This window comes from Myxococcales bacterium, from assembly GCA_016706225.1.
Taxonomy (GTDB): domain Bacteria; phylum Myxococcota_A; class Polyangia; order Polyangiales; family Polyangiaceae; genus JADJKB01.
Genome location: JADJKB010000005.1, coordinates 672,907 through 685,557, shown reverse-complemented (window position 1 = coordinate 685,557; position 12,651 = coordinate 672,907). Strand labels below are relative to the sequence as shown.

13 protein-coding genes are annotated in these 12,651 nt (G+C 67.4%); 8 read left to right on the top strand and 5 right to left on the bottom strand.

Annotated features, from left to right (window positions below; translation table 11 throughout):
• Positions 1 to 18 precede the first annotated feature (18 nt).
• From IPI67_10775 to IPI67_10765, 3 genes are read left to right on the top strand one after another with little or no spacing between them, the layout of a single operon-like run.
• A complete protein-coding gene (locus IPI67_10775; protein MBK7580677.1) occupies positions 19 to 1,008 on the top strand; it encodes a diguanylate cyclase in 990 nt (329 codons plus the stop codon).
• A gap of 32 nt (positions 1,009 to 1,040) precedes the next feature.
• Complete coding sequence (locus tag IPI67_10770; protein ID MBK7580676.1) at positions 1,041 to 1,376, top strand: hypothetical protein; 336 nt, start codon at positions 1,041 to 1,043, stop codon at positions 1,374 to 1,376.
• A complete protein-coding gene (locus IPI67_10765) occupies positions 1,373 to 2,131 on the top strand; it encodes a hypothetical protein (GenBank protein ID MBK7580675.1) in 759 nt (252 codons plus the stop codon). Before IPI67_10770 ends, IPI67_10765 begins: the two co-directional genes overlap by 4 nt.
• 21 nt (positions 2,132 to 2,152) lie before the next feature.
• Here the strand turns inward: IPI67_10765 and IPI67_10760 are convergent, their stop codons facing one another.
• Together IPI67_10760 and IPI67_10755 are read right to left on the bottom strand one after the other, a co-directional pair.
• Positions 2,153 to 3,688 (bottom strand): serine/threonine protein kinase, encoded by a 1,536-nt coding sequence (locus IPI67_10760; GenBank protein ID MBK7580674.1) that lies wholly within the window; start codon positions 3,686 to 3,688, stop codon positions 2,153 to 2,155.
• Positions 3,688 to 5,271 carry a serine/threonine protein kinase gene (locus IPI67_10755; GenBank protein MBK7580673.1) on the bottom strand — a complete coding sequence of 528 codons (1,584 nt, stop codon included), beginning with the start codon at positions 5,269 to 5,271 and terminating at the stop codon, positions 3,688 to 3,690. The genes IPI67_10760 and IPI67_10755 overlap by 1 nt, the downstream gene beginning before the upstream one ends.
• A 211-nt stretch (positions 5,272 to 5,482) precedes the next feature.
• Between IPI67_10755 and IPI67_10750 the strand changes: the two genes are divergently transcribed.
• Both IPI67_10750 and IPI67_10745 read left to right on the top strand, forming a co-directional pair.
• The gene (locus IPI67_10750; GenBank protein MBK7580672.1) at positions 5,483 to 7,042 is read left to right on the top strand and encodes a Ppx/GppA family phosphatase; all 1,560 of its coding nucleotides are present in this window, start codon (positions 5,483 to 5,485) and stop codon (positions 7,040 to 7,042) included.
• Entirely contained in the window at positions 7,039 to 7,914 is an 876-nt protein-coding gene (locus IPI67_10745) for an ROK family protein (GenBank protein ID MBK7580671.1), read from the top strand. The genes IPI67_10750 and IPI67_10745 overlap by 4 nt, the downstream gene beginning before the upstream one ends.
• 12 nt (positions 7,915 to 7,926) lie before the next feature.
• On the opposite strand, the gene IPI67_10740 is transcribed toward IPI67_10745, so the two are convergent.
• Positions 7,927 to 8,439 carry a hypothetical protein gene (locus tag IPI67_10740; GenBank protein MBK7580670.1) on the bottom strand — a complete coding sequence of 171 codons (513 nt, stop codon included), beginning with the start codon at positions 8,437 to 8,439 and terminating at the stop codon, positions 7,927 to 7,929.
• Between the two features lie 108 nt (positions 8,440 to 8,547).
• Between IPI67_10740 and IPI67_10735 the strand changes: the two genes are divergently transcribed.
• From IPI67_10735 to IPI67_10725, 3 genes are read left to right on the top strand one after another with little or no spacing between them, the layout of a single operon-like run.
• Positions 8,548 to 9,528, top strand: a complete 981-nt coding sequence (locus IPI67_10735; GenBank protein MBK7580669.1) for an NAD(P)H-quinone oxidoreductase — start codon at positions 8,548 to 8,550, stop codon at positions 9,526 to 9,528.
• A gap of 32 nt (positions 9,529 to 9,560) precedes the next feature.
• On the top strand, positions 9,561 to 10,493 hold the full coding sequence (locus IPI67_10730) for an ATP-binding cassette domain-containing protein (GenBank protein ID MBK7580668.1): 933 nt from the start codon (positions 9,561 to 9,563) through the stop codon (positions 10,491 to 10,493).
• Positions 10,490 to 11,266, top strand: coding sequence for an ABC transporter permease (locus IPI67_10725; GenBank protein MBK7580667.1), 777 nt, complete (start codon positions 10,490 to 10,492; stop codon positions 11,264 to 11,266). The genes IPI67_10730 and IPI67_10725 overlap by 4 nt, the downstream gene beginning before the upstream one ends.
• Position 11,267: 1 nt before the next feature.
• On the opposite strand, the gene IPI67_10720 is transcribed toward IPI67_10725, so the two are convergent.
• Together IPI67_10720 and IPI67_10715 are read right to left on the bottom strand one after the other, a co-directional pair.
• Positions 11,268 to 11,573, bottom strand: coding sequence for a 2Fe-2S iron-sulfur cluster binding domain-containing protein (locus IPI67_10720; GenBank protein ID MBK7580666.1), 306 nt, complete (start codon positions 11,571 to 11,573; stop codon positions 11,268 to 11,270).
• Between the two features lie 96 nt (positions 11,574 to 11,669).
• A complete protein-coding gene (locus IPI67_10715) occupies positions 11,670 to 12,584 on the bottom strand; it encodes a hypothetical protein (GenBank protein MBK7580665.1) in 915 nt (304 codons plus the stop codon).
• Between the last annotated feature and the right edge of the window lie 67 nt (positions 12,585 to 12,651).

Here is a 12,651-nt window from a genome sequence, read left to right as displayed (position 1 = left end):
AATGTGGCAGCCTAGAGCGTGCCCGAGTTCCACCGCGGTGAGGCGACCTTCCTGCGCAACTGTGTGCAGGCTTTTTCACGCGAGTTCGAGACGACCGTCGTCGAGGCCCTGGGGCGGGAGCTCCGAGGAATTCAGCCGGCCAGCGTGCAAGAGCTCAGAGAGCAGCTGCAACTACTGCTGCGCCAGCTCGAGTCGAGGAGCAGCGCCCTACAGGTCCACGACGCCATGGACGGGCTGCTCAAGCGAGTGCTCCTCACCCAGCGGCGGCGCGTCGCGGAGTCGATGGAAGAGCCGCTGTCCAAGGCCGTGGACCCACAGATCGTGAGCGCACTTCACCGCGAGGTGCGACGCTTCGAGGACTTCCTGGCCGCGCCCTGGTGCGCTAGCACCAAAGCCCAGCGCATTCCTCACCTGACCGACTTCTTGTCCATTCGTTTCGCAGCGGAGGCCATGCCGGACGCGCCACCGCTCGCCCCACGGGAGTTCGACGAGAAGTTCCACGTGCTCGAGGCACCGCGCCTGTTCATCCCGGATCTTAAGCACTACCGCCACGAGTGTGGGCTGCGCGACGCAAACCTGATCGTTGCGTACGCCGACATCGACGATTTCAAGGCCGTGAACGCCAAGCTCACCGAGACGGTCGTCGACCTCAAGGTGCTGACACCGTTCCTGGGCCTGATCGAGGCCTGGGCGTTCGCGCGCGCCCACGCTTATCGCTTCGGCGGCGACGAGTACGTGCTCTTGGTGCCAAACGCCGACGTCGCCCTCGCCCGCATGCTGCTCGGAGAGCTCCGCGACCGGGCCAGCGCAGCGACCTTCAGCGGCACCGACGTGCGCTTGTCGTTGACCCTCGGCGCATGCCTGGTCGACCCGGACTGCCCGTTGACGGACCGCGAAATCCTGAGCCGTGCCAACGATGCCAAGGCGCGGGCCAAGGGGCTTCGCAAGGGCAGCGTCATGATGGTAGAGCCTCCGGAGTACCGGGCCGAGGCGGCGGAGCCGTTCTGAAGCGGCGCTGATCAACGTGAGCAAACGAGAGCGTGGCTGAGTCAGAAGTCTTCGAGTGGGTGAGCGCCGAGCTGGAGACTCGGACCTCGCTCTCTCGTCTCGAGGCCCGCGGCACCCTGCGTTTGCTGCTCAAGAGCGTGGGACTCGACCCGGGCAGCGTGAGCGCTCCCCAGATGACCGTGGTGCTCAGCCGGCTCTTGGCGCCGCAGCTGGTCAAGCGCAAAGTAGAGGCAGCTTCTGACCTTTGCCAAACGCTCACCGCGGAGCTCGGCGAGCGTAACCGCAGCCGCCCCGAGACGAACCAGGACACGGCCTACGAGATCTTCGCGCGGCTCGACTCGTCGACCACCGGGAGGCTCAAGCGATGAAGGTCCTCAGTCTGCTGGGGCTGGCCGTGTTCATGCTCACGTCGCTGGTCGTCGGCCTGCGGCTCCTGGTCTTGTGGTCGCGCACCCGCAAGCTGCCCGAGCTGCTCCTGGCGCTGGCGACGCTCTTCGTCGGCTTCTTGTGCTTTGCGGTCGGCACCGGCGCCAAGATCCTGATCCAGGGGACGCCGGAGCTCCGAGGCCTGCTCACGCTCATCGGCCTTGGCATCGAGTGCCTGGGCCACGGTGCGTTCGTGGCCTTTGCCTGGCGTGTGTTTCGTCCGAAGAGCCGAGGCACGCTCGGTTTCGCGATCTTGCTCGGTTCGCTCATCGGCTTGGGTTTCGCGGGTGAGCTCTATTCCGGGGAATACTTGCGCTACTCGGATTCGCAGCTGATCTCCGGCCCCTTCGTTCCGATTGGGCTCGCGACCCGGGGACTTGCGCCCGCATGGTTGGCCTTCGAGTGCCTGCGCTTCTACAGACAGCTGCGCCTGCGGCTCAGCATCGGACTGGCCGAACCGCTGGTAGTGAACCGGGTGTTGCTCTGGGGAATTGCGACCTGCGCGTCGGCGGTCGCCTACGGGACGAGCTTCGTCCACCGCGTGGTGTTCGGGACTGGACTCAGGGAGCACCTCTGGGCAATCAGCACCGTTTCACTGCTCGGCACGGTCTCCGCCGTCGCGCTGGCGCTGGCGTTCTTTCCGCCGCAGGCCTACCAACGCTGGGTCGAAGCCGATGGCGGCGACTCCAGCGCCTGAGTTCCGCCGGAGCAGACTGCGTCAGCCGAACACGCCGGGGCGACCATCGGGTCCGAGCGGATCGTAGACGCCCGTCCGCGCTGCCTGGTTCGCGCGCACGTGCGCGACCAGCTCCGCCAGCTCCGCCCGCGTGCGAGCCGCGTCGCGCCGAGGTACGGCCGCAAGCATCGCCATCAGCTCCATCGCGCTCTCGGCTCGGGAGGCTGGCGCGTCCGCCACGGCGCGGGCAAAGAACGCGTCCCACTCTCCGGGCAGGTCCAGGCGGATCCCCGTCGGGCTCGTGCTCTCGCCGACCAGTCTGCGCTGGCCCAGGAGCAGCTCCCACGAAATGGCCCCGGCAGAGTACAGATCACTCGTCAGTCCCGCGGCGCCCGTCGCACACTCGGGCGCCATGTAGTCGACATGGCCGGCGCTCTGCCGGTTGAACTCGCGCAGGCTGCGAGCTACCGCAAATCCTCCAATCTTCACCTCCCCCGCCGTGGACACCATCACCACGTCCGGGCAGAGATCACCGTGCACCACTGCCAGCGGCGCACCGTCCTCGCCCAGGGCGCCAGTGTGGGCGTGGGCGAGACCTGCCAACAGCTCGAGACCCAGATAAGCGACGATCTCGGGATTCAATCCTCGCCCTGTGGCGCGGGCCGAGCGGCTCAGCGCGTCGAGGGACACCCCTTCGACCCACTCGAGGACCAGGAAGAATGAGCCGCCCGTGCGCAAGAAGTCCTCGACCTGAACGATGTTCGGGTGGGCCAACCGCTGCGCAACGTCCGCGGCTTCGCGGAAACCTTGCATGATTTCGTCGTGCACTGCGACGTGGGGATGAAAACGCCGGATCGCGACCCGCCGCACGAAGCCACCTTCTGGACAATACTCGCCCTCGTACACCGAGCCGGTCGCGCCCGCCGCGATGTCACGGATCAGGCGGTACTTGCCGCCGAGCTCGCGCTCCCGGGCGGCGGTCTCGGCACCCATCACCACCGAGTGCAGACCCAGCACCAACAGCGTGGCGATGCCGCCCGAAATCACCAGGGTCACCGAACGCGCCATCTGGGTCGCGGGTTGGTTGATCAAGAACTCGCGGGCACTCGGCGGAACCCGCTCGAGCACGAAGGCCCAGTACAGCGTGGGATAGACGAGCGCGCCCGACACACCGAGGATGGTCGGCGCCCAGAGTCTCAAGCGCGCGACTTGCGCGACCAGACCGCTACAGAACAAGAACGGCGGCACCCACGAGGCGAGGGCGTAGTCGGCGCCCTTGCTCGCGCTGACCGCCAGCATGAAGACCCAGGGCACGAGGGCTTCGATGAAGGCGTTCAGGTGCGGCAAGAACGCCGGAGCCTCACCGCGGTCGGCCAGGTGTCCCGCGACCACGAACCAGATCAAGAACAAGGACGAACCCGTGGCGCAGGCGAAACCCAGCGGCCGCGAGATGAACGCGGCGTAGATCAGGCCCGCAACGATCCCGAGCAGGCTCACGATCTGCCAAACGCGGATCAGGACACGCTCGAGCCGATCGAGCCCGGCGGCGACGGCCGCAACGTAAGGGGTCTCGGCCATCAACGTCTCTTGGGACGCGCGCCCGGCGGAGTCGCGGTGCCGCTCGGCTCGACGCCGAGCTCGAAGGGGGTGATGACTCCGTCCGAGGGCAACGGCAGGGGCGCAGCCGCGTCAGCGTCGGCAGCGGGAGCGACAGCGAGATCTGCCGGAGTGAGCACCCGCTCGGGCGCGGCGGAGGGCGGGACCGCGGGCGCGACGACCGAGCGCGCCGGCGTGGGTGCCGAACCCGACACGAGCGGGCCGCTCGAGATCACGCGGGTTCCGCTCGGCTGGGTCTCCGCGACGACGTACCCCAGCGCGAGCGACACCGCGGGCATGACCGAAACGACGACCCACGCCCGCGACACGAGCGGCGCTGTCAGGAGCTTCGCCAGGACCGTATTCATCTTTGCAAATCGCCGCGGCCCAGTCCCGACGCCGGGCTCGCGCGTCGAGACAGGCGTGCCGCGGTGGGGTGCAGGCGGCTCGAGCTGCTCGGCGAGCGGAACGCTGGCGACGGTGGCAGTCGCCCTCGTGGGTGGCGGCGTGCCGAGCGATCGACGCTCGAACGGTTGTGCACCGAGATCCACGACCCGCCGGCGCAGGGCGCGAATCTTGGCGACCTTTTCCCGGCGTGCCTCCAGCTCGGGGCCGACGAGCCCGAGCAAGAAATCCTTCACCTCGCGTGCGTCGGCGCGCCCGACCCCCGCAGCGTCGCTCGCCGCGCGCAGTGCCTCGGCGAGCGCCTCGGCCGACGGCGGTCGCGAGCGCGGGTCCATCGAGAGCGCCCGCGCCAGAACCGCATCCAGCTCCCGCGGCACTTCGGGGCTCACGTGGCGCAGGCGCATCGGAGGTTCGCGTGCGATCCTCATCATCACGACGGGGTCGTTGGTGCCGTCGTGCAACCGTGTGCCGGACATCAGCTCCCAGGCAACGACCCCCGCCGCCCACACGTCCACGGTGCGATCGATGCCCTTGCCCTGAGCTTGCTCCGGCGACATGTAGGCGATTTTGCCCTTCACGAAGCCCGGCATGGTCTTGGTCAAGCGCGCACGGGCCTTGGCCACGCCAAAATCGGTGAGGCGTGCGGCGCCGTTGGTACCGACCAGGATGTTGTGAGGCGTGACGTCTCGGTGCACGAGGTGCAGGAGCGAGCCGTCATCACCCCGCAGGTCATGCGCCGCGTGCAATCCCGCCAGCACGTCATCCAGGATCTTCAGCGCGATGCCGAGCGGCATGCGTGTACCCTGATGTTTCAGCAGCTGCTGGACGGCGGCGAGCGAGTCGCCCTCCACGTAGTCCATGACGATGAACGCACTGCGGTCGGCGAGCCCGACATCGTGCACACTCACCACGTTCGGGTGGTGGATCTTCCCCGCCAGGCGCGCCTCGTCCACCAGCTGCGTGAAGAACTCCGGGCTGTCGCGCAGGTGACGATGGGTGAGCTTGATGGCAACGTCGCGCTCGAAGCCCACAGCCCCGGTGGAGCTCGCCAGGTACACGGTCGCCACCCCCCCACTGGCGATGGGGAGTAAAATTTCGTAGCGACCGAGGATCTCTGGGATCTGCTCCGGTACGCGGGGGTCCGAGCCCCAATCGAGCATGGGCAGGGAGGATACATCATGGCGTGACGGTTCCCGGCCTCGAGACCTCCGGCTTTCGCCGGGGATCCCCGCATCTGGTAGCCTGAACACATTCGTAGTACTGAGCGGTCGTCACGTTGCCGTCACATTGAGCCGGCACCTTCACCCGCGCGCCATGCAAACTGAGAGCTCGCTCTCCCTAGTACGCGCTGTCCGAGCGCCGAGGCACAGCATGAAGCTCGCCGCGATCGACATCGGAAGTAACTCGATTCACATGATCGTCGCGGGCACCCGCGACAACCACTCGTTCGAGATCCTCGATCGCGAGAAGGAGATGGTCTTTCTCGGCAAGAGTGTGTTCGACCACGGACGTCTCACGGACGAAGCCATCGCGAGTGGGCTCGGCGCCATCGCCAAGTTTCACAAGCTGGCGCTGCGCCACGGAGTGACCGACATCCGAGCCGTGGCGACCGCCGCAGTGCGCGAGGCGGACAACGGTGGCGAGTTCTTGTACTCGATCGCCGAACACACCGGCATCGTCCCGCAGGTGATCAGCGGAGCTGAGGAAGCGCGCTTCATCTACCTCTCCGTGCGCAACGCCATCGATCTGGCCAACCGCAGCGCGTTGATCATCGACATCGGCGGAGGCAGCGTCGAGACCATCGTCGGGGACGCCCGCTCGATGTGGCTGGGGCGCAGCCTGAAGCTCGGCGTGCAGCGCCTTCGCGCTCAGTTCGGCGGCGGCGCGGCCCTGGGCAAGCGTGAGAAGAAAGACCTCGACGACCACGTCCGTCAGCTCGCCGAGCAGGCGCTGACCGAGGCACGAGCAGCCCAGTTCGAGCTGGTGATCGGCACGAGTGGAACCATCTTGGCGCTCGGCCAGGCTGCCCACCGGCTGAAGGGCGGCGAGCCCTGGACGAATGGCACGGGGCAGATCGTGCGCCTCGACGACCTGAAAGATCTATCGGAGCGGCTCACCGCGGCAAGCCCGGCCGAGCGGGCGCTAATCGGTGGCATCGAGGCGAAGCGCGCCGATTCCATCCACGTGGGGGCGGTGCTCCTGTGCAACCTGCTCGAGCTGGCCAAACAGGACCGCATCACACTGTGTGAAGCGGCGCTGCGCGAGGGTCTGGTGCTCGACTATCTCGACAGCCGCGCCGACTCGATTCGGCAGTTCGACGTCGTGAAGGACATCCGGCGCCACAGCGTGATGGAGCTGGCGCGGCGCTGCGGTCAGTCCGGACCACACCCGGAACACGTGGCCACCCTGGCGCTGTCGCTCTTCGATCAGACGCGGCACCTGCATCGGCTGGGCGACGACGAACGCCGGCTGCTCGAATACGCCAGCATCTTGCACGACGTGGGGCAGCTCATCGGCTACGAACGGCACGAACACCACGCGGCCTACATCATCCGGAACGGTGAGCTGCGCGGTTTCACGGATGACGAGCGAGAGCTCATCGCGCTGATCGCGCGTTACCACCGCAAGGCGCGGCCTCGACGCCGGGATCTGGACTATGCCGCGCTGACGACGCGATGGCGGCAGGCGGTGCGGGTGCTGTCGGGGATCTTGCGCCTGGCAGACGGTCTCGACCGCAGCCACCATCAGCTGGTTTCCGCCGTCACGGTGGAAGAGCTCGCGGGCAAACTCCGCGTCTCTGTGACCCACCAAGGGGACGCCGAGCTCGAGGTCTGGGGTGCCCGTCGCAAAGGCCGGCTGCTCGAGCGTGAGCTAGGCAAGCCCCTGGAGCTTTGTTTGGCTTCGACCGCGCACAAGGTCGCGAGCGCATGAGGCTCGGGGTCGACTTCGGTGGCACTCGCATCAAGGCAGGTCGCGTCGATGGCGGCAGGATCATCGAACGGCGAACCGTCGACACCCCAAAGGGCAGCGAGCCGGCGCAGGTCTTCGATCTGATCGCCGGTCTGGCGCGCGACCTCGGCGCTGACTTCTCCCACGTCGGAGTCGCCATTCCGGGTGAGGTGAACGCCGAGGGACGTTGTTATCGGCTGCCGAACGTGCCCGGGTTCGAGGGTGTGAACATGAAGGCCGAGCTCGAGCGGCGCGTCGGTCTCCCGGTCAGCGTCGAGAACGACGCGACGACCGCAGCGCTGGGAGAGCTGCTCTTTGGTCATGGTCGCACACATCGCAGCTTCGTCTGTGCGACCCTCGGCACCGGCATCGGCGGGGGCCTGGTCGTCGACGGCAAATTGCGGCGCGGCGCCCAGGGTTTTGCGGCCGAGATCGGCCACCTCACCATCGACACGTCCGCCGCCGCAATCGAATGTGTGTGTGGACTGCGCGGTTGCATGGAGAGTTACGCCGGCACGCGTGCGCTGCTCCGCCGTTACGCCGAGCTCGGCGGCAGCGAGGGCAGTGAGCCCGCAGAGATCGCGGCGCGCGCGAGGACCGGTGACGCCGCCGCGCAGCAAGTCTTCCGAGACATGGGGCGCGCCCTCGGCACCGGGCTGGCGCAGATCCAGAAGGTCCTCGACCTGGAAGCGCTGGTGTTCGCGGGCGGTATCAGCGCCTCATTCGAGCTGATCGAACCCAGCCTGCGCGAAGCGCTGCGCGCGAACGTATTCGGCGCGCCAACCGCCGAGCTCCCACTGCTGGTCAGCGAGCTGGGCGACGGCATGGGGATCCTGGGCGCCGCCCACCTGTGAGCCCGAGAGCGGTCAGGGCGGCGCGCTCGGGACCTCGATGATGCGCACGGACGCGGACTTCGGCGTGGTGCTGTCGCCCTTTTCCCCCGTCTCCGCCTCCGCGTCCCACGCGACGCTCAGCGCCTGGGAGCCCGCGATGCGTTCAATCACGACGTCGAGGTCCACGTGCGATGGTTGTGTGTGGGCGACCCCGTGAAGCTCCATGTCCCAGCCGGCGCCCCCAGCGTCCGGCTTGGATGCGTCGAGCACTTTCTCGAGCTTCGGCCACTTGATTCCGCGCGGAACCGCCCGAACACGCACCCGCGTCGAGCTGTCCGCGGGCTCGCTGAACGTCGGCGTGAAGCGAAGTCGCACGTCCAAAGGGTGACTCGAGTCCGCGACCAGCGTGAGCCTGGCCGAAGTCTGACCCACCGGCAGCGTGACCACGCCCCCCGACCGGTGCAGCATCGACCAGCGCGGTTGAGAGGTGGCGATCACGGCGAGGGCCGCGACGACCAACACCACTCGCACCAGGAGCCGGCGCATCCGGGGGGCTTCGGTTAGAAGGGGCACGACCCGAGCCTGCCACCAGGTGCCCCCGCGGGAAAGCCGACGCTTGTTCCATCGCAGCGGGATCCGCTCTAGAGCTGGGGCATGAAAGCCGTGGTCTTCGGGGAGCCTGGCGGTCCCGAGGTGCTGGAGCTCGGGGACGTTCCCGAACCCGTGCCGGGGGAAGGACAGCTCAGCATCGACGTGCGCGCCACCGCGCTCAATCGCGCGGATCTGCTGCAACGACGCGGAGTGTATCCGCCGCCGAATGGCGAGAGCGAGATCCTCGGGCTCGAGTGCGCCGGCGTCGTGGCGGCTCATGGTGCCGGTGTGAGCGGCCCACCGCTCGGCACCCGCGTGATGGCGCTCCTGGCAGGTGGCGGCTACGCCGAGCGCGTCGTCGTACCCGAACGCATGGCGCTTCCGATCCCGGAGCGCCTCTCTTTCGAGGAAGCCGCGGCGATCCCCGAAGCTTTCTTGACCGCGCAAGAAGCGCTCTTCACCCTCGGTCAGCTGGCCGCGGGCGGCACGGTCTTGATTCACGCCGCAGCAGGCGGCGTCGGCTCTGCAGCCGTACAGCTCGCCCACGCGCAGGGCGCTCGGGTGCTCGCCACCGCGGGCAGTGACGAGAAGCTCGAGCGCGTGAAGGGCTTCGGCGCGGACGTGCTGATCAACTACAAGACCCAGGATTTCGCCGACGTCGTCCGCGAGGTGACCGACGGGCATGGCGCCGACGTGGTCTTGGACTTCGTGGGCGGCACGTACTGGGAAAAACACGCCAGCTGCCTCACGGTCGGCGGGCGGGTCGTCGTGATTGGCGTCCTGGGGGGTGTGATGGCGGAGGTGAACCTCGCGCAGCTCTTGAAGCGTCGCTACCAGATCTTGGGCCTGGTGATGCGCTCACGGCCCGTCTCCGACAAGGTGGCGATCAGCCGAACCTTTGCTCGCAACTGGCTGCCGCGCTTCGACGACGGCAGCCTGAAGCCGGTGATCGACTGCGTCATGCCGCTGGCCGAAGCGCGCATGGCGCACGAGCGCATGGAGCAGAACGCAAACGTGGGCAAGATCGTGCTCTCGGTGCCGTGAACAGGCGCCCCCGCGTGGTATAGGCGCGCCGCATGCCAGCGAATCCCGTCGCCGAGGCCTCGCGCCTCGAGAAGCGCTACGGCGATTTCACCGCCGTCGACGGCATCGATTTTTGCATCGAGCGCGGGGAGTGTTTTGGTTTCCTCGGACCGAACGGCGCCGGCAAGACCAGCACGATGCGCATGCTGCAGGCGACGAGCCTGCCGAGCAAAGGCGAGCTCAGCGTGCTGGGCATGAACCCGGCGCGAGACGGCAAACTGATCCGAGCGCGCCTCGGCGTCTGCCCACAAGCCGACAACCTCGATCCGGATCTGCAGGTCCGGGAGAACCTCGTGGTCTACGGGCGCTATTTCCCGCAACCCAAGGCGGTTACCGAGCGTCGCGCGGATGAGCTGCTCGCCTTCGTGTCGCTCGGAGAAAAACGCAACCAGCCGGTGCCCGAGCTCTCCGGCGGCATGAAACGCCGGTTGGTGATCGCCCGCGCGCTGATCAACGATCCCGAGCTGCTCCTGCTCGACGAACCCACCACCGGCCTCGACCCGCAGGCGCGGCACCTCATCTGGCAGAAGCTGCGGGAGCTGAAGACACGCGGGGTGACGATGGTCTTGACCACCCACTACATGGACGAGGCGGAGCGTCTGTGTGACCGCCTGCTGATCATGGATCACGGAAAGATCCTGGCCCAGGGCGCGCCGCGGGAGTTGATCGAGGAGCACGTCGGTAAAGACGTGTTCGAGCTTGGCGCCTCGGCCGCGGAAGCGCGCGAGTTTTTGGAAGGCCTGGACCTCGACGGCGCCGTGCACGAACACACCGGCGACATCTTGGCGGTCTTTCTGGGGAAGAAGAGCGAGCTCGCCGAGGGGCTGGTGGAGCGCGCGCGCAGCGCGGGGGCGCGTTATCACCTCCGAAACGCCAGCCTGGAAGACGTGTTCCTTCGGCTCACGGGACGGGAGCTGGAAGAATGAGCCGCGCCGGCACCAGCTTCTTCCACGGCGCGAGGGAGGTCGCGGCCCGCAACCTGATCGTGTGGCGACGTTATGCCGCCGCCAGCGCCGTCGGGAACTTCGGGGAGCCGCTGCTCTATCTGGTCGCGCTGGGCTACGGGCTCGGTCGCGTCGTGCCACCCATCAACGGCCAGAGCTACGCGGAGTTTCTCGCGCCAGGGTTGGTCGTCTCCACGGTCATGTACACCGCGACCTTCGAGGGGACGTTCGGGGCTTACACCCGCCTCACTACCCAGGGCACCTTCGACGCGATCATGGCCACGCCCGTCACGGTCCCGGAGATTGTCGCCGGCGAAGCGATCTGGGGCGGCCTGAAGAGCATGTTCGGCGCCAGCATCGTGCTCACGGTGGTGACGGCGTTCGGGCTGGTCCACTCGTGGCTCGCGCTCGCGACCATCCCCCTCGGGTTCGTGGCTGGGCTGATGTTCTATTCGATGGCGCTGTCGATGACCGCGATCTCCAAGAGCTACGAGTTCTTCAACTACTACTTCACGCTGCTGGTGGCGCCGATGTTCCTGTTCAGCGGGGTGTTCTTCCCACTGGACGACGTGCCGGCTTGGGCCAATTCCCTGGCGCAGCTCCTACCCTTGACCCACGTGGTCGCCATTTCGCGGGCGCTGGTCCGGGGCGCGCCTGATACGGGCACCGCGCTCCACCTCGGCGTTCTGTTCGTGTACGTCGTCGTCGCCTACTCGGTCGCGGCCCGGCTCATGGCACGACGCTTGAGGATCTGAATCACGACCCCACCGGCTTGAGTCGGATCAAACCCGGTCCGCCGCGCACGCGTGCCTGGCACGCCAGTCGATTGTGCTCGGGGCCACCCAAGATGCCGAGCAGCTCCGCCTCCACCTCGCCGGGAGGCTCGAGCAACTCGGCGCCCTCGACTATTTCCACCTGACAGGTGCCGCAGCTGGCCGAACGACAAGAGAATGGGACCGGCGCCAGGAGCTCGTCGCAGATGTCCACGAGCTCGGCCGGACCCGCGAGCTCCAGGGACTTCTCGCGTCCGATTGCATTGCCTTCGAAGACGACCCGGGGCACCGCCGGATTGTCGGGGCAGTCGGAGGCGGCGGCAATGACTCTTCCACCGCGCCGCCCATCAAGACCCCTGCTCGCGAGCCTTCCGCGCCCGCCGCCTCAGCCGCCGCAGAAGTACCCCAAGGTCGAGTTGCTGTCCTGCGCGCACTTTTGAGCTTCGCAAGCGCCGTCGATGCACTCTTGTCCCGAGAAGTCATCGGTGCAAGCTGCGCCCAGCGGCTTCTTCGCGACACAGGTCGTGTCGCAGTACGCCGTATCGAGGCACTCCTCGTCGTAGCTGCAATCAGCGGCCAGCGCCTTTTGAGCGACACACGTCTGATTGTCGCAGAAGGCCCCTTTGACGCACGAAGACGCCTCGCCCGAGTCGCAGCCCTGCCCCCCAATGGCGACGCGCTTCTCACACTTGCTCGTGCTGGCGCCGCAATACAAACCGTCGTTGGTGAAACACTTGGCCCCACCCCCGGAGCCGCTGGCAGAGCAGTACGTCGTGCTCCCCTCCTCGGTGCAAGTTTCGCTGCACGCGTCGCCCGCGACACCCCGCGCCGCGGGCACACACTTGCCTTGGTCGCAGTCAGCGTCTCCCCCCGCTGGGGCGATACACTCCGCGCTGTCGGTGCAGGCTCCACCGCTCTGGACGGTGCCGGCGAACACCTTGTCGCAATCGGCAGAGCCCGGCTCGCCCTGCAAACAGCTCTTGGCGAATCCGGGGAATGCCGCCGCGCAGGCCCCGGCTGCATTCGCATCGTAGAGCACCGTGCCCTTCTGAACGAGACCAACCGTGGAGCCAATCAGCTTCTTGAAAGTGCTCTTGCACGTCTGCGCGTCGTACGCGAAGCCGGCGCTCTTGCAACAATCGACCAGGTTGTCGCAGATCCCGTTGGCGTAGGCGTCGGGCAGCTCCTCGACGGGCAACGGACCCGCGGGCGTGGGGTTCGAGTTGCTCGTGGAGCCGCTACAGCCGATGAAACCCGCTGCCGTGAGCATTGCTACCGAGAGTGCCGTGCAGAGACGCATGTGGACCTCCGCGCGGGACCCTAAACGCCATGCAGGCGTGAGTCGAGGGCTCCGCCCGCCCGGCGGA

Excerpts from the sequence above, each read along its gene's own strand:
- IPI67_10735 (MBK7580669.1), top strand. The coding sequence starts at position 8,548 with ATGAAAGCCGTGGTCTTCGGGGAGCCTGGCGGTCCCGAGGTGCTGGAG.
- IPI67_10740 (MBK7580670.1), bottom strand. The coding sequence starts at position 8,439 with ATGCGCCGGCTCCTGGTGCGAGTGGTGTTGGTCGTCGCGGCCCTCGCC.
- IPI67_10725 (MBK7580667.1), top strand. The coding sequence starts at position 10,490 with ATGAGCCGCGCCGGCACCAGCTTCTTCCACGGCGCGAGGGAGGTCGCG.
- IPI67_10730 (MBK7580668.1), top strand. The coding sequence starts at position 9,561 with ATGCCAGCGAATCCCGTCGCCGAGGCCTCGCGCCTCGAGAAGCGCTAC.
- IPI67_10765 (MBK7580675.1), top strand. The coding sequence starts at position 1,373 with ATGAAGGTCCTCAGTCTGCTGGGGCTGGCCGTGTTCATGCTCACGTCG.
- IPI67_10715 (MBK7580665.1), bottom strand. The coding sequence starts at position 12,584 with ATGCGTCTCTGCACGGCACTCTCGGTAGCAATGCTCACGGCAGCGGGT.
- IPI67_10755 (MBK7580673.1), bottom strand. The coding sequence starts at position 5,271 with ATGCTCGATTGGGGCTCGGACCCCCGCGTACCGGAGCAGATCCCAGAG.
- IPI67_10745 (MBK7580671.1), top strand. The coding sequence starts at position 7,039 with ATGAGGCTCGGGGTCGACTTCGGTGGCACTCGCATCAAGGCAGGTCGC.
- IPI67_10750 (MBK7580672.1), top strand. The coding sequence starts at position 5,483 with ATGAAGCTCGCCGCGATCGACATCGGAAGTAACTCGATTCACATGATC.
- IPI67_10760 (MBK7580674.1), bottom strand. The coding sequence starts at position 3,688 with ATGGCCGAGACCCCTTACGTTGCGGCCGTCGCCGCCGGGCTCGATCGG.